Origin of the sequence: Curtobacterium sp. HSID17257, assembly GCF_003989515.1 — a bacterium.
Lineage (GTDB): Bacteria > Actinomycetota > Actinomycetes > Actinomycetales > Microbacteriaceae > Curtobacterium.
The window spans coordinates 1-22,599 of record NZ_RBLU01000026.1 but is presented as its reverse complement, the minus strand read 5'-3'; the positions used below and the strand labels follow the sequence as shown (position 1 = coordinate 22,599).

At 73.3% G+C, this 22,599-nt stretch carries 23 protein-coding genes and 1 pseudogene; 6 read left to right on the top strand and 18 right to left on the bottom strand.

Annotated elements, in window-relative coordinates; genetic code table 11:
- Positions 1 to 47: 47 nt before the first annotated feature.
- Both D8M35_RS06340 and D8M35_RS06335 read right to left on the bottom strand, forming a co-directional pair.
- Positions 48 to 1,895 carry a BCCT family transporter gene (locus D8M35_RS06340; RefSeq protein ID WP_126891078.1) on the bottom strand — a complete coding sequence of 616 codons (1,848 nt, stop codon included), beginning with the start codon at positions 1,893 to 1,895 and terminating at the stop codon, positions 48 to 50.
- 95 nt (positions 1,896 to 1,990) lie between these two features.
- Positions 1,991 to 2,635, bottom strand: coding sequence for an NAD(P)H-binding protein (locus tag D8M35_RS06335; protein ID WP_126891077.1), 645 nt, complete (start codon positions 2,633 to 2,635; stop codon positions 1,991 to 1,993).
- Between the two features lie 98 nt (positions 2,636 to 2,733).
- Between D8M35_RS06335 and D8M35_RS06330 the strand changes: the two genes are divergently transcribed.
- Positions 2,734 to 3,219, top strand: coding sequence for a DUF4126 family protein (locus D8M35_RS06330; RefSeq protein WP_126891076.1), 486 nt, complete (start codon positions 2,734 to 2,736; stop codon positions 3,217 to 3,219).
- A gap of 144 nt (positions 3,220 to 3,363) precedes the next feature.
- Entirely contained in the window at positions 3,364 to 4,335 is a 972-nt protein-coding gene (locus D8M35_RS06325; RefSeq protein WP_126891075.1) for an NAD(P)-dependent oxidoreductase, read from the top strand.
- A 35-nt stretch (positions 4,336 to 4,370) separates the two neighbouring features.
- On the opposite strand, the gene D8M35_RS06320 is transcribed toward D8M35_RS06325, so the two are convergent.
- On the bottom strand, positions 4,371 to 5,522 hold the full coding sequence (locus D8M35_RS06320) for a sorbosone dehydrogenase family protein (RefSeq protein WP_126891074.1): 1,152 nt from the start codon (positions 5,520 to 5,522) through the stop codon (positions 4,371 to 4,373).
- A 131-nt stretch (positions 5,523 to 5,653) separates the two neighbouring features.
- Here D8M35_RS06320 and D8M35_RS06315 point away from each other — a divergent pair, with 131 nt between their 5' ends.
- Positions 5,654 to 6,319, top strand: coding sequence for an SDR family oxidoreductase (locus D8M35_RS06315; protein WP_126891073.1), 666 nt, complete (start codon positions 5,654 to 5,656; stop codon positions 6,317 to 6,319).
- A 53-nt stretch (positions 6,320 to 6,372) separates the two neighbouring features.
- On the opposite strand, the gene D8M35_RS06310 is transcribed toward D8M35_RS06315, so the two are convergent.
- The 8 genes from D8M35_RS06310 to D8M35_RS06275 all read right to left on the bottom strand — a co-directional run bounded on the left by D8M35_RS06310 (position 6,373) and on the right by D8M35_RS06275 (position 13,991).
- Positions 6,373 to 7,134: an SGNH/GDSL hydrolase family protein gene (locus D8M35_RS06310; protein WP_126891072.1), complete on the bottom strand. Its 762-nt coding sequence runs from the start codon at positions 7,132 to 7,134 to the stop codon at positions 6,373 to 6,375.
- 118 nt (positions 7,135 to 7,252) lie between these two features.
- Positions 7,253 to 10,036 (bottom strand): hypothetical protein, encoded by a 2,784-nt coding sequence (locus tag D8M35_RS06305; protein ID WP_126891071.1) that lies wholly within the window; start codon positions 10,034 to 10,036, stop codon positions 7,253 to 7,255.
- On the bottom strand, positions 10,033 to 10,767 hold the full coding sequence (locus D8M35_RS06300; protein WP_126891070.1) for an ABC transporter ATP-binding protein: 735 nt from the start codon (positions 10,765 to 10,767) through the stop codon (positions 10,033 to 10,035). The genes D8M35_RS06305 and D8M35_RS06300 overlap by 4 nt, the downstream gene beginning before the upstream one ends.
- Positions 10,764 to 11,345, bottom strand: coding sequence for a PadR family transcriptional regulator (locus D8M35_RS06295; protein WP_126891069.1), 582 nt, complete (start codon positions 11,343 to 11,345; stop codon positions 10,764 to 10,766). The genes D8M35_RS06300 and D8M35_RS06295 overlap by 4 nt, the downstream gene beginning before the upstream one ends.
- Positions 11,346 to 11,499: 154 nt before the next feature.
- Entirely contained in the window at positions 11,500 to 12,381 is an 882-nt protein-coding gene (locus tag D8M35_RS06290) for an aldo/keto reductase (protein WP_126891068.1), read from the bottom strand.
- An 80-nt stretch (positions 12,382 to 12,461) separates the two neighbouring features.
- On the bottom strand, positions 12,462 to 13,046 hold the full coding sequence (locus tag D8M35_RS06285; RefSeq protein WP_126891067.1) for a YdeI family protein: 585 nt from the start codon (positions 13,044 to 13,046) through the stop codon (positions 12,462 to 12,464).
- Between the two features lie 43 nt (positions 13,047 to 13,089).
- Positions 13,090 to 13,638 carry a thioesterase family protein gene (locus D8M35_RS06280; protein ID WP_126891066.1) on the bottom strand — a complete coding sequence of 183 codons (549 nt, stop codon included), beginning with the start codon at positions 13,636 to 13,638 and terminating at the stop codon, positions 13,090 to 13,092.
- 119 nt (positions 13,639 to 13,757) lie between these two features.
- Positions 13,758 to 13,991, bottom strand: a complete 234-nt coding sequence (locus tag D8M35_RS06275; protein ID WP_126891065.1) for a hypothetical protein — start codon at positions 13,989 to 13,991, stop codon at positions 13,758 to 13,760.
- 95 nt (positions 13,992 to 14,086) lie between these two features.
- Between D8M35_RS06275 and D8M35_RS06270 the strand changes: the two genes are divergently transcribed.
- The gene (locus D8M35_RS06270; RefSeq protein WP_126891064.1) at positions 14,087 to 15,073 is read left to right on the top strand and encodes an aldo/keto reductase; all 987 of its coding nucleotides are present in this window, start codon (positions 14,087 to 14,089) and stop codon (positions 15,071 to 15,073) included.
- A gap of 197 nt (positions 15,074 to 15,270) precedes the next feature.
- A complete protein-coding gene (locus tag D8M35_RS06265; protein WP_238638119.1) occupies positions 15,271 to 16,674 on the top strand; it encodes a nucleobase:cation symporter-2 family protein in 1,404 nt (467 codons plus the stop codon).
- 12 nt (positions 16,675 to 16,686) lie between these two features.
- Here the strand turns inward: D8M35_RS06265 and uraH are convergent, their stop codons facing one another.
- From uraH to D8M35_RS06250, 4 genes and pseudogenes are all read right to left on the bottom strand, one after another.
- Positions 16,687 to 17,025: a hydroxyisourate hydrolase gene (gene uraH / locus D8M35_RS16865; RefSeq protein ID WP_194074864.1), complete on the bottom strand. Its 339-nt coding sequence runs from the start codon at positions 17,023 to 17,025 to the stop codon at positions 16,687 to 16,689.
- A pseudogene (uraD, locus tag D8M35_RS16860) lies at positions 17,026 to 17,484 on the bottom strand (2-oxo-4-hydroxy-4-carboxy-5-ureidoimidazoline decarboxylase); the annotation flags it as partial.
- Between the two features lie 151 nt (positions 17,485 to 17,635).
- Positions 17,636 to 18,118 (bottom strand): FBP domain-containing protein, encoded by a 483-nt coding sequence (locus D8M35_RS06255; protein WP_126891063.1) that lies wholly within the window; start codon positions 18,116 to 18,118, stop codon positions 17,636 to 17,638.
- Between the two features lie 210 nt (positions 18,119 to 18,328).
- A complete protein-coding gene (locus D8M35_RS06250; protein ID WP_126891062.1) occupies positions 18,329 to 18,976 on the bottom strand; it encodes an SAM-dependent methyltransferase in 648 nt (215 codons plus the stop codon).
- Between the two features lie 38 nt (positions 18,977 to 19,014).
- On the opposite strand from D8M35_RS06250, the gene D8M35_RS06245 reads away from it, so the two are divergent.
- Entirely contained in the window at positions 19,015 to 19,263 is a 249-nt protein-coding gene (locus D8M35_RS06245; protein ID WP_126891061.1) for a hypothetical protein, read from the top strand.
- Between the two features lie 62 nt (positions 19,264 to 19,325).
- Here D8M35_RS06245 and D8M35_RS06240 read toward each other — a convergent pair whose 3' ends face one another.
- The 3 genes from D8M35_RS06240 to D8M35_RS17195 all read right to left on the bottom strand — a co-directional run.
- Entirely contained in the window at positions 19,326 to 20,231 is a 906-nt protein-coding gene (locus tag D8M35_RS06240) for a helix-turn-helix transcriptional regulator (RefSeq protein WP_174234701.1), read from the bottom strand.
- A 111-nt stretch (positions 20,232 to 20,342) separates the two neighbouring features.
- Entirely contained in the window at positions 20,343 to 21,659 is a 1,317-nt protein-coding gene (locus D8M35_RS06235) for a hemolysin family protein (protein WP_126891060.1), read from the bottom strand.
- 136 nt (positions 21,660 to 21,795) lie between these two features.
- The coding region (locus D8M35_RS17195) for a M23 family metallopeptidase (protein WP_148113335.1) at positions 21,796 to 22,599 on the bottom strand (804 nt) is incomplete at its 5' end.

Sequence of the window (22,599 nt, the reverse complement as noted above, 5' to 3'; positions counted from 1 at the left end):
GCGCGGTGCCAGCCGGCACCGCGCCTCCCGTCCGTCACCCGGTCGCGTCAGGACCCGGAGCGCTCGTCCGACCGGCCGACGGACGTCTCCCCCGGTGCCGGATCGAGGGTTGCGTCGATGCCGGGGTCCGGCGAGACGGTCTGCGTGTGCACCGGGAAGGCGTCCGGCGAGGTGCTGACCCCGCCGACGGCCGGTGCGGTCCGCCCACGGCCGCCGCGGAACCGGCGTACCAGGTCCCAGGGACGACCGGACTGCCGCTGCTCCGGCGCGTCGACCTCGAGGCCGTAGTAGGCACCGACGTGCTCGAGCAGGACCTCGCGCTCCGCCTTGTCGTACGCCCGGCGTTCCCGATTGAAGGCGATGACCGTGGACCAGCAGACCATGAGCAGCACAACGCTGAACGGGAGCGCCGTGGTGATCGCGGCGGTCTTCAACGCGTTCAGCCCGCCGGTCAGCAGCAGCGCGACGGCGAGCAGCGCGGCGACGACCGCGAAGAAGACCCGGAGCCAGTTCTTCGGCTCGATGTCACCGCCGGACGCGATCATCGCCATGACGAGCGACCCCGAGTCCGAGGACGTCACGAAGAACACGCCGATGAGCAGGATCGCACCGAAGGTCAGCACGACGCCGGCGGGCAGGTCGGCGAGCAACGTGAAGAGCGACCCCTCGACGTCGACGGAGCCGTCCGCACCGACGAGGCCGCCGGCGCCGTCGGTCTCCTGGTGGATGGCGGCACCACCGAGGACGGCGAACCAGAGGAAGGTCAGGGCGGTCGGCACGAGCAGCACGCCGAAGACGAACTCGCGGACGGTGCGACCGCGCGAGATCCGGGCGATGAAGATGCCGACGAAGGGGGCCCACGACATCCACCATCCCCAGTAGAACGTGGTCCAGGCGCCCTGCCACTCCTCGCCCGCGGCGCCCTGCTGCGCGGTGACGTTGAAGGACAGGCCGACGACGTTCTGCAGGTAGGCGCCGATCGACTGCACGAAGTCGCGGAGCAGGTACTGGGTCGGTCCGACGACCAGGACGAACACGAGCAGCGCCGCGGCGAGCAGCAGGTTCACGTTCGACAGGATCTTCATGCCCTTCGCCACACCGGTGACGAGCGACACGATGGTGAGCGCGGTGATCACGGCGATGATCGCGATCTGGCTGACGGTGCTGCTCTCGGCGATGCCGGCGCTCTCGAGGCCCGCGCCGATCTGCAGCACACCGAGGCCGAGCGACGTCGCGACGCCGAACAGCGTGCCGATGAGCGCCACGACGTCGATGACGTTGCCCCAGCCGCCCCGGACGCGGTTGCCGAGCAGGGGTTCGAGTGCCCACCGGATCGACACCGGGCGGCCGCGGCGGTGGATCGCGTACGCCAGGGCCATGCCGAGGACGACGTAGATCGCCCAGGCGTGGAGACCCCAGTGCAGGAAGGTCTGGGTCATGGCCTCCTGCGCCAGGTGCTGCTCCGACCCGGAGACACCGGGACGCGGGTCGGCGAAGTGGCTCAGCGGTTCGGAGACGCCGTAGAAGACGAGCCCGATGCCCATGCCGGCGGCGAAGAGCAACGAGAACCAGGAGCGCGTGCTGAACTCCGGCTCGTCCTGGTCCTTGCCGAGCTTGATGTCGCCGAACCGGCTGAAGCCCACGAACAGGGCGAAGGCGACGAAGAATGCAGCCGCCAGCACGTAGTACCAGCTGAAGTTCCGGACGATGCCGGCCTGCAGCGCGGTGAAGACGGCCTCGGCCGACGCCGGCGCGACGAGCGTCCACGCGACGAACGCGAGCACGATGACGGCGGCGGGCCAGAAGACCCAGCGGGACAGCCCCGGGGTGGTCCGGACGGGCTCGCCCGGGCGGAGCTGGTCGGCGGCGGGGTCAGGTGGTCTCGTCGTGGCCATCCGTCCATGGTGCCCGACCTCCTGTGCGGTTGCTCAGGATGACGGACGGGCCCGCGACGGCGGAGGGTCGTCCGTCCGCCGCCGCGAGCGTGCCGCTACCGCTGCTGCAGGAAGTCGGCGATCGCCGTCCCGCCGCCGTTGAAGCGGATCGTGCGGCCGGCGGTCGACGGGTCCTCGACGACGTCGGCGACCACGTGGGCCACGTCGCCGCGCGGGACCTGCGACGCCGAACCGTCCCAGTCCACCGAGCCGGTCGGCTCGTCGTCGGTCAGGGTGCTCGGCGCGACGACGGTCCACTGCAGCCCGGAGTCCCGGAGGACGGCATCGGCGATCATCTTGGACTGCGCGTACGCGAAGAAGTCCTGGTCCTGCGGGATGCCGTGGTCGAGCTTCGACCCGGACCACGAGACCATCACGTACCGGTCGACCCCGGCCTGCGCGGCACCCTGCACGGACAGCACGGCGGCGTCGCGGTCGATCGCCCAGGTGCGGTCGGCGGAACCGCCGCCGGCCCCGGCCGACCACACGACGGCGTCGTGCCCGCGGACCAGGTCGGCGAAGTCGGTGAGCGACTGCTCCTGCACGTCGGCGACCCGGGGTTCGCCGCCGTGGGCGCGCACCTCGTCCTGCTGGTCGGGGTTGCGGATCACGGACGTGACGCTGTGGCCGCGCTCGGTGAGGATGCGGGTGGCGAGGAGTGCGACCTTGCCGTGGCCGCCGAACAGGATGACGTTGCTCATGCCGCGGACGCTACGCGGAGCGGCTCCGAGCGACAGCAAGCCGCCGCGTCCCCCGAGCGTCGCGCGAGTACCGTCCGACCTGACACGACGGGAGAACCATGAGCAAGCAGCACGAACAGCACACCCTGGTCCGCACCCTGGCACTCGGGGTCCTCAGCGGCGGTCGGAGCGGCACCCCGCTGGCCGTCCTCGCCCTGAACCACGACAACAAGGCCCTGAAGGGCGACTGGCAGCAGTGGAAGGCCTTCAGCACGCCGCTCGGCCGCGGGCTGCTCGTCGCGTCGGCCATCGGCGAGCTCATCGGCGACAAGTCCCCGAAGGCCCCCGCCCGCATCTCCCCGATGGGCCTGGTCGGCCGCATCGGCGCCGGCGCGTTCGCCGGGGCGGCGCTCGGCACGACGGGCAGCCGTGACCTCCGCATCGAGGGCGCGATCCTCGGTGGCGTCGGCGCGGTCGTCGGCAGCTTCGCCGGGTGGGCCGCCCGCAAGCTCCTCAGCAGCTCGGGCCTGCCCGACCCGGTCGGCGCGCTCGCCGAGGACGCGGCGGTCATCGCCGGTTCCGTCCGGGCGGTCAGCGGGTCCTGACCGGACCGACACCGGACGGGAGGCCCGTGGCGGACCCGCCACGGGCCTCCCGTCCGTCCGTCGTCCGCCCCGTCGCCGTCCCGCCCACCGGGGAGCACCACCAGTGCCTGCCGCGCACGGGAGCGCGCGCCTAGCGTGGCCCGCATGGACATCGTCGTCATCGGAGCCACCGGACACATCGGCACCTTCCTGGTCCCCCGCCTCGTCCGGGCCGGCCACCGCGTCACCGTCGTGACGCGCGGTACCAGCAGCCCCTACGCGGACTCCCCCGAGTGGGACCAGGTCGAGCGGATCACCGCCGACCGCGAGCAGGAGGACCGCGACGGCACGTTCGGCGCCCGCATCGCCGCACTCGGCGCGGACGCCGTCGTCGACCTCGTCTGCTTCACCCTCGGGTCGGCCGAGCAGCTCGTCCGGGCACTCCGCGGCAGTCGGACCCACCTGGTGCACTGCGGCTCGATCTGGCGCGCGGGTGTCTCGCACGTCCTCCCGATCACGGAGGACACCGCCACACCGCCGTTCGGCGAGTACGGCACGCAGAAGGACGCCATCGCCCGGATGCTCGAGCGGGAGACCGCCGACGGGGGTGTCACCACGACGTCGATCCACCCCGGGCACATCAGCGGACCGGGCTGGGTGCCGATCGGTCCGCTCGGCAACCTCGACCCCGCGGTCATCGAGCGGCTGGCCGCGGGCGAGGTCGTCGAGGTGCCCGGCCTCGGCGCGGAGTCGATGGCCCACGTGCACGCCGACGACGTCGCGCAGCTGTTCCAGCTCGCGGTCGAACAGCGGGACGCCGCGGCCGGACGGGCCTTCTTCGCGACGGCGTCGACCGCGCTGACCGTGCGCGGGTACGCCCACCTGGTCGCGTCGTGGGCCGGTCGGGAGGCACGGCTCGAGTCCGTCAGCTGGGACCGGTTCCGCGAGACCACGGCTCCCGAGCACGCCGACGCCAGCTGGGAGCACCTGTCCCGCAGCCAGGTGTTCAGCACCGAGGAGCCGCAGCGGGTGCTCGGCTACGCACCGGCGTACACGGCGTCGGAGACGGTCCGCGACGCCCTGCGCTGGCAGGTAGAACACGGCGACCTCGACGTGCCGGAGACGTTCCGGCCCTGACCCCGACCGTCAGCTCGACGCGGTGCGCTCCGCCCTCAGTCCACCTCCGTGAGCGGCACCGACAGGATCCGGTCGTCGCCGTCGCGGGGGTCGCCGCGGCCGTCGGTGTTGTTCGTCACGAACCAGAGCGTGTCGTCCGGGCCGGGGAGCACCGTGCGGATGCGCCCGTGCTCGCCCCGGAAGTACACGGTCGAGCTCGACGGGTCGGACACCGGGACGGCCCGGACGGACTCCCCCTCGAGGTTCGCGACGAAGACCGTGTCGCCGATCACGGTCAGGCCGCTCGGCGACGCGTCGTCGGTCGACCACTGCTGCACCGGGTCGACGAACCCGCGGTCCTCGCCACCGGTGCCCTCGACCTCGGGCCACCCGTGGTTCCCCCCTGGCTCGATGACGTTGAGCTCGTCCCAGCGGTCCTCGCCGAACTCCGCCGCGAACATCGTGCCGTCCGCGGCCCAGCCCATGCCCTGCACGTTCCGGTGCCCGAGCGACCAGACGGGCGAACCCGCGAACGGGTTGTCGTCCGGTACGCCGCCGTCCGGGGTCACGCGCAGGATCTTGCCCGCGAAGGAGTCGCGGTCCTGCGCCTCGGAGCGCTGCCCCGCGTCGCCGACGCTCGCGTAGAGCATGCCGTCCGGGCCGAACGCGATGCGCCCGCCGTCGTGGAAGGTGTTCGCGGGCAGCCCGTCGATCACCGTCGTCGCCCCGCCGAGCCGGTACGAGCCGGTGTCCCCGGTCAGGTCGTACCGCTCGATCCGGTTCCCGTCGCCGGCGGTCGAGTAGACGAACAGGTCGTCGTCGTGCAGCGCGAGGCCGAGGAGTCCGCCCTCGCCGCCGTGCCGGACACCCTCGACCGTGCCGACCTCGCGGGTCGACCCGTCCGCCCGGAGTTCGAGCACGCGTGCGGAGTCCCGTTCGCTGACGAACGCATCCCCGTCGTCGCCGACCGGGACCACCGACCACGGTGCCTCGAGGCCGGAGACGACGTCCGTGGTCCGGCCGTCCGGTGCGAGCTGCCCCGCGGCGAGGTCGGCCGGCGGGCTCGCGGTGCTGCGCTGCCCGGCGGGGTCGTCCGGCCCGGTCGCCGTTCGGTCGTCGGAGCAGGCGGTCAGACCGAGCGTGGCCACGGCGGCCAGTCCGAGGGCGGACCAGGTGCGTCGGCTGCGGCGTGTGCGGGTGGTGTCCACGGTGTTCCTCCCGGGTCGTGTCCCGAGTCCACACGGCCCCGTCGGGAAACGGCTGGGGGTTCCCGCCGGAACCCCTCACCGCTGCGCAGCGCGGCCTACCGTCGGCCCCACACCCACGGAAGGACCACCGCATGACCACCATCGCCATCGTCGGCGCAGGCAAGGGCCTCGGGCGCGCCGTCGCGGACCGCTTCGGCCGCGAGGGCTTCGACATCGCCCTGATCTCCCGCAACCAGGACCGACTCGACGCGCTCGCCGCCGAGCTCCGGTCGTCCGGGTACCGCGCGCAGGGCTTCGCCGCGAACGTCCGCGACGGGGACTCGCTCCGCGCTGCGCTCGAGGCCGCCACCGAGCAGCTCGGCCCGATCGAGGTGCTGCAGTACAGCCCGCTGCCCGCCAAGGAGTACATGCGACCGGTGCTCGAGACCACGGCACAGGACCTCGTCGGTCCGGTCGAGTTCTCGGTCTACGGCGCGGTGAACGCCGTGCGCCAGGTGCTCCCGGGCATGCGCGCGATCGGCACGGGCACGATCCTCTTCGTCAACGGGGGCAGCGCCGTCCGTCCCGGCGCGCGGGTCACCGGCACCTCGGTCGCGTTCGCGGGCGAGAGCGCCTACGCGCAGCTCCTGCACGACGCGGTCGCCGAGGAGCACGTGCACGTCGGCCAGCTGATCATCCCGTTCGGCATCGACGACGGGCAGGACGACCACTCGTCGGCCGCGGTCGCCGAGCGGCTCTGGACGATCCACTCCGAGCGCGGGGAGTTCCGGACGTACGCCGAGCCGCTGCCGGAGTGAGCGGCGACGGACGGAAGGCCCGTGGCGGCATCGCCACGGGCCTCCCGTCCGTCTCAGCGCGCGGTCCGTTCGATCGCGTCGGCCATCGCTGCGGCGACCGAGCGGTTCGCCTCGGCGGTCGGGTGGATGCCGTCGGGCGTCGTCCCGGGCAGGTACGCGCCGTCGGCCGCCCGGAGCGACCGGAACGGGTCGACGAACGCCCAGCCGTGGGCGTCGGCGTCGGTGTGCAGTGCGTCGGTCAGGACGATCTGACCCGAGCGGCGGTCGGCACCCCACCTGCTCCACGTCCAGTCGGACGGCGGACCCGCGACGACGAGCACCCGCGACGCCCCGACCTTGCGGACGATCGCGCCGACGTCCGCGATGGTGCGGTCGAGCGGGACGGCCTGGTTGACGTCGTTCGTCCCGACCTCGACCACGAGCACGCGGGCCTGCGGGACCGGGCCGATCTCGGCGAGCACCTGGTCGGCGCGGTACCCGCTGTGCGCGTACCCGCCGACGGCGTGCAGCCGGTCGTCGGACTCGAGCTGGTGGAGCCACGAGTCGGGTCGCGCGGTGATCGAGTCGCCGGCGTACGCGAACGGCACGGCGTCCGACAGCGCCGGGGTGTCCAGTGCCCCCGAGACGACCTGGTTCGGTGTGCTCGGACGCGGCAGGTCGGCGTTCCGCTCGACCCGGGACGCCGGTGCAGTGGCGACGGGGCGGTCCTCGGCGCTCGCCGTGTGGGGGGCGGAGACGACGAAGACACCGGCTCCGACGAGGCAGGCGGCGGAGACGATGCTCGCGACGAGGGCGAGGCGGGTGGTGCGGGACACGGGTACAGGTATCCTCCGGATCGCCCGCCGGAACCAGTCCCCAGACCTGGGGAACAGACGCTCTGACTGAGGGTCCTCGTGGCCGTTCACAGGTTCGCGGCCGGTGACGCTCCCGCGGTCAGTGCGCACGGCGCACCGCCGGACGGGACCCGCGCCCCGCGGTCAGCCAGGTGCCCACCGTCACCACCAGCGGCAGGCCGAGGGCGAGCAGGGCGAGCAGGGGCCAGTCGGGCACGAAGGGCATGTGGGTCGCTCCGAGCGGACCGTCGCCGAACCGGAGGGTGACGGCCCGGATCGGGAGCAGCCCGAGCAGGGTGCCGACGACGGCCCCGATCGTGGTGAGGATCGCCGCCTGCCATGCGGACACCCGGCGCCGCACGACCGGAGCGGCCCCGACCGCGTCGAGCACCTCGTCGTCACGGCGTCCGTCGGAGCGGGCGAGCCCGACCGCGACGGCGGTGGCGCCGATGGTGACGGCGGCGGCCAGCGCGAGGACGAGCGCCTGCACGGTCGCCTGGTCGTCGACCGGGCCGAGTTCGACCGTCGGCGTCGGACCACCCCACCGTTCGCGGTCCGCGCCGCCGCCGGCCTGCCACGCCGCGTACAGGTCGTCGTACCCACGCGTGCTGAGGCCCTCGGGAAGGTCGACCGCGAGCACGCCGTCGACCAGCGGGACCCCGTGCGCGGCAGCGGTCTCCCGGGTCATGAACACCCCGACCTGGATCCGCGGCGTCTGGACGTCGGCGATCGCGGGGATCGTCGTCGTCGCGTCCGGACGACGGCGCTCGAGCGGTTCGACGTCGTTGGCAGTGCGGTCGCGCCAGGTGTCGATCCGGACGACGCCGTCGTGGACGTACTCCGGCCAGAGCGACACCGCCCGTCCGTCCTCGAGCGCCTGCCGGACCGCCGCGGACGGCCGGTGTCCGGTGAGCAGGGCGTAGTCGTCGAGGGTCCCCGCGGTGACGTGCGGCGTGCCCGACCCGACGGACTGCAGGAAGCTCGCGCAGGTCGTGGTGTTCGTCGTCGGGCACTCCCGCCGGGCGAAGTCGTGCGGGACGGTGACGGTCGTCGGGTCCTCCCCGGCGCTCTCGCGGTTCACGGCGAGGACGTGCACGTCGGCGCTGCCGAGTGCGCCGGCGACCACGCGGGCCGCCTTCGCGGTGAGCGTGGCGTCGTAGCCGGCGGGGTAGCCCTCCGCGTCCGAGGCCCCGACGTCGACGGTGGCGACCCCGACCGCGGTGGCGTACTCGTACTGGCGGACGTACCGGGCGTGCTCGGACGCACTCCACGTGATGACGACCGAGGCGACGAACACCACGCTCATGACGCTCGCGAGCACCGGGACGGTCCGGACCGGGTTGCGGCGGGCGTCCCGCGCGGCGATCCGGGCCGCGAGCCCGAGTCGTGACGCGGCACGGGCGACCGCGGCCAGGATCCACGGCGAGGCCAGGGCCACGCCGAGCTGCACCAGGCAGGGGCCGAGCGCGACCCCGACGCCGACGACCCACGCCCACCGGTCCTGTTGCACGGGCCGGTCGTTGAGCAGGAGCACCCCGGCCCCGCACGCCAGCGTCATCACCGCGCCCGTGACGACGAGCACCGGGACCCACACCCGACGGCGCCGCTCGGTGCGGGGTCGGGGAGCGGCGGGGCGCAGGGAGCCTCGCAGGGCCGCGAGCACGTCGATCCGGGTGGCGGCCCGGGCGGCGACGAGCGAGGAGACGAGACCGGCCACCACACCGACCGCGGCGACGGTCACCAGGACGAGCACCGGCACGTGCAGCCCCGGCCACCTCGTGACGCTGCCGTTGTCGAGCAGCCGGAACGCCAGCACGCCGATCCCGGTGCCCAGGGCCGTCCCGAGCACGGAACCGACGAGCCCGAGCACCAACCCGGACCCGGCGACGACCGCCCGCACGAAGCCGCGCTCACCGCCGAGGCTGGTGACGATCGCGTGCGTCCTGGTGTCCGCCCGGGTGCCGACGAGGAACGCGGCTCCCGCGAGCAGGGCCACCTCGAACGCGGCGAACACCCCGAGCAGCGCCAGGGCACCGTAGTAGGCGGTCGCAGCGTTGCCGATCCCCCCGCCGCTCAGTCGGTCGTCCGGCGGGTCGAGCACGACCGGCCGTGACTGCACCACGACGCCGTGGGCGTTCAGGGCGCGGATCTCCGACCACGTCGGGGCGTCCGTCGGCAGGAACACCGTCAGGTCAGCGCTGCCTCGAGACGACGATGCACCACCGTCGCTCGCGGGCAGGGAGCCCGACGGGACGAACAGGCCCTCACCGTCGGGGTCCTCCGCGGCGTCCCGCATCGTCCCCGTGACGGTGAAGCGCTTCCGCACCGGGTCGGTGACGGTCACGGTGTCGCCGACGGCCACGCGCAGCCGCTCGAGCGTCGCCGGGGTGGCCATCAGCTGGTCGTCCGACGTCGGCGCGCTGCCGCTCAGCACGTGCCAGTGCCCGTCGAGCACGGGCGACCAGGTCGCACCCTCGACGGTGGGGACGACCACCGGCGCCTTCGGTCCGGTGACGACGACCTGGGTGGTCGACACCGGGATCGCCTCGGCCCCGTCCGGCACCTGGTCGAGCAGGTCCGCCCAGGGGGTGTCCTCGGTGGCGTCGGCCGCCGGGCTGTGCGGAGCGGAGTCGGTGTACTGCCACTGCACCGGGTCCTGGCGCATGCCGGCGACGTCCGGTCCGACCAGTCGCATCTGCGCGGCTGCGTGCCCGAGGTCGTAGTGCAGGGACTCCTCGGTGGTCGCCTGCGTCGACTGCACGACCACGGCGGCCGCGGCGAACCCCGTCGTCGGGATGCCGATCAGCGAGACGGTCAGGGCGGCACGGCCCATCTTCGCGAAGGCCAGGCGGCGTCCGAGTCGGAGCGCCGGCCCGATCCTCACGAGGCTGCTCGACCGACGAGGGTCTCGACGCCGGCGTAGACCGTCTCGTCGACGACCCGCCCGTCGCGCAGGAAGACCACCCGGTCCGCCCAGGCCGCGTGCCGTGCGTCGTGCGTGACGAGCAGTGCACCCGCGCCGTTGTCGACGTGCCGACGGAGCATCCGGAGCACGACCTCGCCGGTCTGGGAGTCCAGCGCGCCGGTCGGTTCGTCGGCCAGCACGAGGCGCCGTTCGCCGACGACGCCGCGGGCGATGGCGACGCGCTGCTGCTGCCCGCCGGACAGGTCGTCGGGGAAGGCGTCTGCACGGTCCCCGAGCTCGACGTTCTCGAGCGCGAGTTCGGCGGCGCGACGGGCCCTGCTCGCCTTCCAGCCGTCGAGCTCCAGCGGCAGCGCGACGTTCTCGACCGCGGTCAGGGACGGGATGAGGTTGAAGTCCTGGAACACGAAGCCGACCAGGCGTCGACGGAGCGCCGCGAGCTCGCGGGCCGGACGGTCGGAGACCCACTCCCCGTCGATGCGGACCTCGCCGCTGGTGGGTGGCAGCAGGGTACCGGCGCAGGCCAGCAGGGTCGACTTGCCGGACCCCGAGGACCCCATGACCGCGACCATCTCCCCACGCGCGACCGCCAGGTCGACACCGGCCAGTGCGGTTACTGACCGCTCGCCGGTGCCGTACTGGACGCTCACCGCGTCGAGGGCCAGCAGCGGAGCCGTTCCGGTCGCGCTCATCGGACGGCCGAACGTGCCGCAGCGGCGATGGATCCGCCGTGGGGGTCGGGATCGCGTACCTCGGGCGGCATGTACCGTGCGACCGAGCTCTCGACGTGGTCGAGCCAACGCACCTCGGCCTCGGCCTGGAAGACCATCGACTCGAGGACCAGGGACCACGCCAGGTCCTCGGACGGATCGGCTGTCCGCTTGAGCCGGGTCAGGTCCTGCAGGGCGCGCATCGCCGACGCCCGCTGGACCTGCACGAGTCGTGGGACGTCGACGCCGGGCACGGTGACGGCGAGGGCGAACTTGATCGCGAGCTCGTCGCGTCCGCGCTTCGCGGGCACCGGCTCGCTGAACCAGCGTGCAACCTCCTCGCGACCCGCGTCGGTCGCGGTGTAGACGACGTGTCCGTCGTCGTCGGCGTCCCCGCGGGCCACGAGGCCATCGCGTTCGAGGCGGTCGAGCGTCGTGTAGACCTGGCCGATGTTGAGCGGCCAGCTCCCTCCGGTCCGGTGCTCGAACTCCCCCCTGAGCTGGTACCCGTACCCGGGTCCTCCCACCAGCAGCGCGAGTACGCCCATCTTGACGCTCATCGTGACTCCCCCGTCTCCGCCCGCCTTGGACATACCGAGTATGCACATACGCGGTAGGCCCGGACAAGCCGAGACGGGTCACGAAGTGGTCACGAGACGACGGGAGGCCCGTGGCGGCGTCGCCACGGGCCTCCCGTCCGGTCTCGGGTGGAACTCACTCCCCCAGCTTCGACAGCTCCTGGAACTCCTCGTCGGACAGCTCGATCGTCGCGCCCTGCAGGTTGTCCTCGAGGTGGTCGACGCTCGAGGTCCCCGGGATCGGCAGCATCACGGGCGAGCGCTTCAGCAGCCAGGCGAGCGCGAGCTGCGCCGGCGTCGCACCCTTGCGCTCCGCGATCTCGGTGAGCGGCGAGTCCTCGCCGGTCAGGCCGCCGGTCGCCAGCGGGAACCACGGGATGAAGCCGATGCCCTGCTCCTCGGACCAGTCGAGGAGTTCCTCGGCGTCGCGCTTCTGCAGGTTGTAGAGGTTCTGCACGGTGACGATCTCGGCGTGCTGCTGCGCGGCCTTGACGTCGTCGACCGACACCTCGGACAGGCCGATGTGGCGGATCTTGCCCTCGTCCTGCAGCTTCTTCAGCTCGCCGACCTGGTCCTCGAGGGGCACCTTCGGGTCGATGCGGTGCAGCTGGAAGAGGTCGATGCGCTCGAGGCCGAGGCGGCGGAGGCTCATCTCGGCCTCCTGGCGGAGGTACTCCGGACGGCCGACCGGCGGCCACTCGTTCGGCCCTGTGCGGGTCAGGCCGGCCTTGGTGGCGATGACGATGTCGTCGCCGTACGGGTGCAGGGCCTCGCGGAGCAGGTCCTCGGCGACGTAGGGGCCGTAGGAGTCGGCGGTGTCGAAGAAGTCCACGCCGAGCTCGACGGCGCGCTTGAGCACGCGGACGGCCTCGTCGTGGTCCTTCGGCGGACCCCAGACGCCCGGGCCGGTGAGCTGCATGGTGCCGTAGCCGAGGCGGTGGACCTCGAGGTCGCCGCCGATGCGGAACGTGCCCGAGGCGGCGGCAGGACGGTTCGTGGTGTCGGTACCAGTGGTCATGATCCCGGTCTACGCCCGTGGCGTGACCCGTTGCTGGGTCGGTGTCCCCCTGGCGCTCACGTAGCCAGCGCGCGCGGCGGTCAGCGACCCGGGCGTGGGTAGGGCGTCTCACCGACCGAGAGCCCGCTCACGAGCTTCGCGATCCGGTTCGCCCGCGCGGCGTCGCTCGGTGCCGTGACGACCCGGTGCAGGACGGCGTACCGGTTCGTCGCGTCGAGCTCGGCGAACAGCGCGGCCGCCGCGGGTGCGGCGTCGAGGGCGGCCCGCAGGTCGTCGGGCACCGTCACGGTGGCGGCACCGGCGTAGGCGCGGGCCCACCGGCCGTCGCCCTTCGCCCGGTCGACCTCGGCGCGACCGCGCGCCCGCATGCGACCGGCGTCCTCGAGCACGGCGACCAGCCCGATGTTGCGCTGTGACCAGAGCGACGCCCGGCGGCGCGGGGTGAACCGCTGCCGGAACGTCGCCGTGTCCCGTCCGCGCTTCTGCCCGTCGATCCACCCGGAGCACAGGGCCTCGTCGAGTGCCTGGTCGTAGGTCAGCGAGGTCGGTTCCGTGGTGCCCTTCTTGGCCAGCACCAGCCAGACGCCGTCGGGGTCGTCCTCGTGCGCGTCGAGCCAGGCACGCCAGGCGGCGGCGTCGGGGAGCACCAGGTCGTCGTCGTCCACGTGGTCATCGTAGGACGGTCGCCGGCCCAGGCAGGCGTCCGGCTCAGCGCACGCTGCCGCCGCTGCTGATCCGCACGGCGTCGGCCCACTCGTGCACCCAGCCGGGCAGGGTGAGGTCCCGCGCCGCGCCGCCCGCCGCGGCCACGACCTCGTCGGGCGTCACCTGGCCGCCCTCGCGCCGGAGGAACCGCGCCTGCACGACCGCCCGCGCGACGACCGCACCCTGCCGGACGAAGGTCTGCTCCATGTACACGGCGCGCTCGTCGACGCCGAGCACCCGGGTGTGCAGGGTGAAGCGTTCCCCGAGCGTCAGGGAGCGCTTGTAGGTGATGGTCTGTGCGGCCACGACGGCGTACCAGCCGCGGCGGGCGGACTCCTGCCAGAAGCCGGACCCGTACAACAGGTGGTACCGGCCGAGGTCCATCAGCGTCAGGTACCGGCCGTTGTTGACGTGCATCAACGTGTCCAGGTCCGTCGGGAGGACCCGGAAGGGCGTCCGGGCCTCGGTCCACAGCGAGGGACGCGGGCCCGGTCGCAGGGCGGTCAGCCGCAGGCGGAGACCGAGCAGGAAGAGCCGGAGGTACAGGTTCACGGATCGATCACACCAGTGCCGGGCTGTGCGTCCGATCCCGTTGGAGGAACCGCACGAGCACGTCCGGTGTCGAGTGCAACACCGTGCAGCGGAACCTGCAACCGCTCGGTCGGGGTCGTTCAGGCGAGCGGACCGCCCCCGGCGCCGCTGATGCCCGGGTGCGCCGACTTCGCCTGGCCCTCGATCACCGAGTGCGCGGCCGACGCCTCGGACATCGCGCGCTCGCCGACGCGCGGGTCCACGGGTTCCAGGTGCGCCAGGGCCCCGCGGCGGCGCACGTTCTGCACCTCGAGCACGACGAGCAGGGCGGCGATGACCACCACGACCCCGATGACGATCCAGACCACGGTCATGACGTTCCCCTCCCGTCGCGGACACTGTCCGTCCCCTCAGCGTAGCTGCGCCGGTACCTCCCTGACGAGGGGCGGTCAGGAGTAGACCTGCAGGCATGCAGACACGCACGCTCGCAGACCTCGAGGTCGGATCCGTCGGCCTCGGCACCATGGGCATGAGCGCCTTCTACACGGGCGCCGGCACCGACGACGACGAGTCGATCCGCACGATCCACCGCGCGATCGACCTCGGCGTCACCCTCTTCGACACCGCCGAGGCGTACGGCCCGTACACGAACGAGGAACTCCTCCGCCGTGCCCTCGGCGACCGCCGCGACCAGGTCGTCATCGCCACCAAGTTCGGCCTGTACCGACACGAGGCCGGCGAGCAGACCCCGACCCAGCAGCGCGGCATCTCCAGCGCTCCCGAGTCCGTGCGCGAGGCCCTCGAGGGCTCGCTCCGCCGCCTCGGCACCGACCACGTCGACCTGTACTACCAGCACCGCGTCGACCCGGCCGTCCCGATCGAGGACGTGATCGGCCAGCTCGCCGGCTTCGTGCAGGAGGGCAAGATCCGCCACATCGGGCTCTCCGAGGCGAGCGCCGCCACCATCCGCAAGGCCCACGCGGTGCACCCGATCACCGCGCTCCAGAGCGAGTACTCGCTGTGGACGCGCGACCCGGAGGGCGAGGTGCTCGACACCCTCCGCGAGCTCGGCATCGGCCTGGTGCCGTACTCGCCGCTCGGCCGCGGGTTCCTGACCGGCGCGATCACGAAGCCGTCCGACCTGGACGAGGACGACTTCCGCCGGCAGAACCCGCGCTTCGCGGAGCAGGCGTTCGCCGAGAACATGCGGATCGTCGACGCCGTGAAGGACATCGCCGCCGAGGTCGGCGCGAAGCCGGGCCAGGTCGCCCTCGCCTGGCTGCTCGCGCAGGGCGACGACGTCGTCCCGATCCCCGGCACGAAGCGGGTCTCCCGCCTCGAGGAGAACGTCGGCGCGGCCGACGTGACGCTGTCCGCCGACCAGCTCGAGCGCCTGTCGGCGCTGCCCGTCCCGACCGGTGACCGGTACCCGGACATGTCGTCCATCGGTCGCTGACGCGCCCAGGAGACGGAGGGGAGGCCCGTGGCGACCCCGCCACGGGCCTCCCGTCCGTGTCGTCGCCGGTGCACAGCCGGAACGTGCGTTCCGGGGCCGGACCGCGTGATGCGCGCGACCCGTGCTCGTCACGGCGTGGAAACAGGGGTTCCCTAGCGTCGGGGTGACACGTGACCGGCGACGCGACGGGGGCACCCATGACCAGCACGAGGACACCACGCACGACCACCGCACCGGACGGGGTGGACACGGTCCCGCCGCTCGCACGACTGCTGCCGCTCGGACTGCAGCACGTCCTCGCGATGTACGCCGGGGCGGTCGCCGTCCCGCTCATCGTCGGCGGGGCGCTCGGGTTCGACCGGGCCGACCTGGCCTTCCTGATCAGCGCCGACCTGTTCGTCGCCGGGCTGGCGACGATCGTGCAGTCCGTCGGCTTCTGGCGCTTCGGGGTCCGCCTGCCGCTCGTGCAGGGCGTGACCTTCGCTGCCGTCGGCCCGATGATCGCGATCGGCAGCGCGCACGGCATCACGGCGGTCTACGGGGCGACGATCGCCTGCGGGCTCTTCATGGTGCTCGTCGCGCCGTGGTTCTCGCAGCTCGTGCGGCTGTTCCCGCCGATCGTCACCGGCACCGTGATCCTGATCATCGGTGTCTCGCTCACGAGTGTCGCCGCCGGGTGGATCACCGACGGTGGGGAGGGCGGCGCTGCCGATCCGCTCGACGTGGCCTTCGCGGCCGGCGTGCTGCTGGCCGTCGTGCTCGTCGAACGCTTCGCGCCGCGCGGGCTGGCCCGGGTCTCGGTGCTGCTCGGGCTCGTCCTCGGCACCGTGGCGGCGCTGTTCGTCCCCGGCATGGTCGACGGATCGGGCATCGGCGACGCCGCCTGGTTCGCCGTCGTCACGCCGTTCCACTTCGGCCTGCCGACGTTCGACCTCGCCTCGATCGTGTCGATGCTCGTCGTCGGGCTCGTCATCATGACGGAGACCACGGGCGACATGGTGGCCGTCGGTGAGGTGGTCGACCGTCCGGTGTCGCGCCGCACGCTGGCCGACGGACTGCGGGCGGACGGCCTCGGCACGGTGCTCGGCGGGGTCTTCAACACGTTCCCGTACACGGCGTTCGCGCAGAACGTCGGGCTGGTCGCGCTGACCGGCGTGCGCTCCCGGTACGTGGCGACGGCGGCGGGCGGCATCCTCGTCGTCCTCGGGCTCGTGCCGAAGGTCGCGGCCGTCGTCGAGGCGGTGCCGCACGCGGTGCTCGGCGGCGCCGGGGTCGCCCTGTTCGGCATGGTCGCGGCGAGCGGCATCCGGACGCTGTCGAAGGTGCGGTTCGACAACCGGAACGTGCTCGTCGTGGCGCTGCCGCTCGCGATCGCGCTGCTACCGACCGTCGCGCCGGAGATCTACGGCGCGTTCCCCACCTGGTTCACGCTCGTGTTCGACTCGGGCATCTCGGCCGGGGCGGTCGCGGCGATCCTGCTCAACCTGCTGCTCGGGTCGCACGGGCTGCGGGAGCGGTACGGCGACGACCCCGTGGCGGGGTCCTACGACGCGGTGCGCTCGACGGCGCCGGTCGCGACGGTCGGCGACAGCCTCGCCTGACGGGCCGCGCGGTCAGCTGCCGCGGTAGGTGCTGTGGGCGAAGGGGCTGAGCAGCAGCGGCACGTGCAGGTGCTCGGTCCCGGTCACCGTGAACGCCACGACGACGTACGGGTGGAACGACGGGACCCCGGCGGCGCGGTGGTGTGCGCCGGTGTCGAACCGCAGCTCCAGGTCGCCCCGCGGCAGCACGTCGGGCCCGATTCCGGCGCGACCGTCCGCATCGGTCGCCCCGGTGGCCAGGACCTGGCCCTCGGGGGTGCGCAGCGTCAGCGCGACGCCCGCGGCCGGGGTACCGGTGCGGGCGTCGAGCACGTGCGTGGTCAGGTGCGGGACGCCGAAGGTTGCACGGATCCGGTGCACGGCGATGTCGGCCAGGGCGGCCGTGGCCTCGGCGACCTCGGCGTCCGGGTCACCGGCGAGCCGCCGTTCGAGCTCGGCGAGGAGTTCCTCTGGCGTCCGACCGGCGGCACGCACGAGGAACACCCGGCCGAACCGGTCCTCGTACGCGGCGTTCCCGCGGGCGATCGCCGCTGCGACGTCGTCCGCTGCCGTCGCCATCGCGCCCTGCTCCCTGGCCGACGACGCCTCGGTGGTGCGCTCACCGATGCGGGGGTGCTCGGCGAGGGCGGCGTCGAGGTCCGCCGCGGTCCACTCCGCCGCCGCCTCGGTCGCCGCGGCGATCAGGGCCGGCACGGTGCGGAACGGTCGAGCGGCCACCAGGGTGTCGGCCCAGCCGGGCACCGCCGCCCACTGCAGGGCGGTCCATCGGGCGTCGTCGGCGGGGGCGGAGTCGAAGTCGCGGAGGTCCACCCGCCACACCCTAGGGACCCCGCGTTACGCCGGCGTTTCCCGGAGCTCCTCCGCGGGACGCAACGTCGGCGGATGCTCGCAGCGGTACAGCGATGCGGGCATCCGCCGTGGTTGCGTTTCGCGGGCTCGTCGATGTCAGAGCTCGTCGATGTCAGAGCTCGGCGGCGAACGAGGCCACGCGCAGCTGCAGGTCCTCGATCCGACGGACCCTGGCGGACTCGACGTCGTAGCCCTCGTACGCCGGGGGTACCGGGCGCCGGACGTTCCGGGAGCACTGGAAGTCCTGGCACACGAGCGTGCCGACGGTGTTTCCGTTCCGACCGGCCTTCCCCGAGCGCTTGGCGGCGTAGAAGACGACGTCGTTGGGCAGCTTGACGTCCTGGCACCACGAGCACTGCGCCCGTGCACGCGGCGACGCCTCGGCCTGCCGGAACAGGATGCCGACGAGGTCGCCCTCGAGCGTGGGGACGACGGCGTACGCACGGCGCGCGGTCTTCGGGTCGCGCCAGCCGAGGAAGTCGAGCGACTCCCAGTCCAGCGTCTCGAGGTCGGTCGGCAGGGTCAGGTCGGTGACCTCCTTGCGGGAGGCGTTGACGAAGGACGAACGGATGGTCTTCTCGCTGATGGGCAGCACGGTGTGGTCGCTCTCGACGGGCCCGGGCGCGGATGCGCGCCGCTCGGGCGGAGGGGTGGTCAGGGTTCGACGGACGCGGCCGTGCCGAGCGGCACAGCCGGGGGCGTCACGCCCTGATGCCGGCGCTCTGCGCGCCGACCACCTCCTGCTGACTCACGGTCCCAGCCTACGACGGTGTGTCAAGCCGGGCGTGTCGCGCCGACGACCCGGTCACGGAGCGGGCCGCAGCAGGACGACCGACCCGTCGAGCGTCGGCCGACGGCGGAGCGCCCCGTACCGGCTGTCCCACTCGCCCGACGCGAGCGCGTTCCGCAGGGCGGCGACCGATCGGCGGGCGGTGAGGTCGTCGACCAGGCCCCACGCCGGGTCGGCGGCGCGGACCTCGGCGTCGAGGAGCCGTTCGGGTCGCGCGTAGTAGCTCTCGCCGAAGCCGTCCACGCAGGTGAACGGCACCGGCAGGCGCGCGACCTCGACGGACGGCCCGACGAGCGTCGCCAGTCGGTCGATCGTCGGCAGCGTGTCCGCCTCGGCGGCGACCACCGCGGACGCGTACTCGGCGAGCCATCCGGCGCGGAGGCGGTCCGGGTCGCGCGCGAGCACGACGACACGACCACCGGCGGGGAGGGCGAGCGCGGTGAGTGCGTCCATGGTCGGGAAGGTCAGCAGCGTGGCGTCGGCATCCCCGGCGGCGACGACATCGCGGTCCGCGGGGACGTACGAGACCGGTCCCGGTCGGACCTCGCGCACGGTGCGGGCACCGCCGAGGGCCGTCGCGACCGCGCGGACGAACGAGGGCTCCGGGCGGCGGTGTCGCCGCAGCAGCGCCGCAGTGTCGTCGTCCGCCGGCATCCTCGTCATCGCCCCACCCTACGAACGCACCCTGCTAGCGTCGTCGCATGGTCTCCGGGGGATTCGCCGTCGTCAGCATCGTCTACCTGGCGGTCGTGCTGCTGCTGCTCGTGCTCGTCATCGCGCTCATCGTGCTCGTGTTCGCCGCCATCCGCGTGCTGCGGCTGACCGCGGCCGAGAAGGAGCTGCGCATCGACCGGCTCCGGGTCGACGCGCTCGTGGACACGCTCGACAGCGACGACCCGACCGACGGCAGCCCTCGCCCGGACGGACCCGCAGGACCGTCCGCTCCGTGACGCCCGACCCCGTGACGCCCGACCGCTGACGACGGCGGTCGTCCGGTTGTCCGGTCAGCCGGTCAGTCGTCCTGCTCGGCGTCGCCCGCGCGCACGGCGGCGAGCCGCTCGGACCGCTCCGTCGCGGCCCAGGTGCCGAGCAGCGCGAGCGACCGCTCCGACTCGCTGCCCGGCTCCGCCGAGTACGTGAACATCGTCAGCCCCGGGTCGGCGACGAGCTCGAGCGCCTCGAAGTCCAGCTGCAGCTCGCCGACGATCGGGTGCGCGATGCGCTTGCCGCCCCGCCGGTGCACCCGGACGTCGTGCGCGGCCCACCAGCCGCGGAACTCCTCGCTCCGCGTGGAGAGCTCGCCGACGAGCGTTACGAGACCGGGCTCGCAGGGGTTCGCGACGGCGGCGGCACGGAGGACCGCGACGGCCTCGCGCGCGGTCGCGGCCCAGTCCGGGAAGAAGTCGCGCGCAGCAGGGTCGAGGAACGTGAACCGCGCCGTGTTCACGGGACGGCCCGGGCCCGCGAACATCGGTGCGTACAGCGCGCGGCCGAGCTCGTTCGTCGCGACGACGTCGCCGCGTTCGTTCCGCACCCACGCGGGCGCGCCGGTGACCGCGTCGAGCAGGCGCTGCACGCCCGGTCGGACCCGCGTCGGCACGTTCCGGTGCATGACCTTGACGCCGGCGTTGGCCAGGCGGGCGAGGTCGAACAGGTGCACCCGCTCGTCCTCGTCGAGCTGCAGCGCGCCCGCGAGGCCCTCGAGCACGCTGTCCGACACCCCCTTGAGCGAACCGCGTTCGAGTCGCGTGTAGTAGTCGACGCTCACCCCGGCGAGCATCGCGACCTCGTGCCGCCGAAGGCCCGGCACCCGTCGGACGCCGCCGCCGAACGACGGCATCCCGACCTCGTCGGGGGTGAGCCGTGCCCGTCGCGAGGACAGGAAGTCACGGATCTCGTTGCGCACGTCGATACCCATGTGACGAGCGTACGTGGCGGGACCGTCGCGACGACAGGCACCGGCGGTACCCGTGACGGACGGGAGGCGCGGTGCGCGTCGGCACCGCGCCTCCCGTCCGGTGCGGCCTGGCTAGGCGACGGGCGGGACCGCGTGCACCGGCTCGGCGGTTGTCGGTGCCGCCTCGGCGGCGTCCGCGGCACGCGACGTGACCCGCACGCGCGCCACGCGGTGCCCGTCCATCTCGGTGACCTCGAGGCGGTGCTCGCCGGCGTCGACCACATCGCCGACCTGCGGGACCCGGTCGAGGTGCACCTGCACGAGTCCACCGACGGTCTCGTAGTCGCCGTCCGGCAGCTGGGGGCCGCCGTCGGCCGCGAGGTCCTCGAGCACGGTCGCACCGTCGATGCCGTCGGACTCGGCTGCCGGTGGATCGTACTCGTCGCGGATACGGCCGACGAGGTCCTCGAGCAGCGCCTCGAGCGTCACCATGCCCGCGCTGCCGCCGTACTCGTCCACCACGAGCGCTATCTGGTGCCCCTCGGTGCGCATGTCCGCGATCGCACTCGACAGCGACTTCGTCTCCGGCAGCGCGAGCACCGGACGCACGAGCGTCGAGACGGGCGCCGTCGGGTCGGTCGGTCGGAGCAGGTCGCGGAGGTGCACGAAGCCCGTGACGTCGTCGCGGGAGCCCTCGGTGACCAGGTAGCGGGTGTGGCCGACCTCGATGGCGTGGTCGGTGGCGTCGGCGATGCTGAGCGAGGCGTCGATCGTCGAGACGTCGTACCAGGGGCGCATCGACTCGCGGAGGATCCGGTCGCCGGCGTCGAGCGCGCTCCGGGCGATGCGGCGGCCCTGCGCGTCGATCGCGTCGTGGTCCTCGACGAGGCCGCGGAGCTCCTCGGTGCTCATCGACTCGCTGCGGGCGTCCGGGTCGCCCCCGAGCAGTCGGACCACGCCGTTCGTGGTCTTCGACAGCACCCAGATCACCGGGCGCATCAGGGTCGCGAAGCGGTCGAGCGTCGGCGCGACGGCCATCGAGAAGCCCTCGGCGCGTTGCAGGGCGAGTCGCTTCGGCACGAGCTCGCCGAACACGAGCGACAGGTAGGCGATGACCAGCGTCATCAGGACCAGCGCGAGGGCCTCCGCCGCGCCCTGGTCGAGTCCGAGGCCGAACAGCAGCGGCGCGACGTCCGGGGCGATCGACGACGCACCGTACGCGGCCGAGAAGAACCCGGCGACGGTCACGCCGATCTGCACGGCGGACAGGAAGCGGTTCGGGTCACGGCCGAGGGCGGCGACCCGGGCCCCGCGGGACCCGCGTCGCTCGAGCTGCTGCAGCTGGGACTCCCGGAGCGAGACGAGGGCGATCTCCGCGGCGGCGAAGACACCGCCGACGAGCACGAAGAGGATGACGAGCCCGAAGGCGATCCAGGTGTCGGCGTCCATCAGCGGGACACCGCCGAGGGTCGGCGACGGGCGGGCGGTCTGTGGTGATCGTCCATGCTGTGATCCTGCACAGGTCCGCTGGGACGTCGCCGCACCCGTGCTGCGCGAGTGCTGTGGGTCCGGGTCCGGGTCCGGGTCAGGTGGTGAGCGAACGGCCGATGCGCGCTTCGAGCCACGCCTCGGGGTCGATCGGTGTGACGCCGTCCATGAGGACCTCGAGGTGCAGGTGCGCGCCCGTCGAGACGCCGGAGGAGCCGACACTGCCGATGAACTGCCCGGCGGCGACCGTGTCACCGGCACGCAGTGGCGAGGAGCCGGGGATCATGTGCCCGTAGAGCGTCGAGACGCGACGGCCGTCGATCACGTGGTCGATGATCACCGCGGTGCCGTACGAGAAGTAGGTGCCGGAGACCCGGACCTTGCCCGCGGCGACGGCACCGATCGGCGCCCCCATGCCCGGGTTGAAGTCGAGACCCTGGTGCAGCGAGGAGCACGCGGCGCACGGGGCGGAGCGGTAGCCGAAGCCCGAGCTCATGCGCACCGGGCCGGGGAAGGGCGAACGGACCTCGCCGCCGTACGACACCGCGCCCGCGGCACTGCCGTCGCCGGCGACGACGACCTGCTGCCCGCCGCCGACCGTGAAGTCGTCGCGGTCGAGGTTGCTCGCCGTGACCGCCTGGGTGACGGCGTAGTCCTGCGTCCGGACCTGCGGCGCCAGTGTCGAGGTCGCGACCGACGTCCCGGCACTGGCGTGCGCGGGCATCGCGGACGCGGCGAACATCGCGAGCGCGGCTGCGGCGCTGGTGAGGGTGATCCGGCTGGCACGGCGCGTGCGGCTCGGGCGGGCGGGGCGTGCTGCCGCGGCCTCCGGAGCGCTGCGGCGGACGACGCGGGTGATCCGGGCGTCGACGTGCTCGGTCGTCGCTCGGGCCGCGGTCGA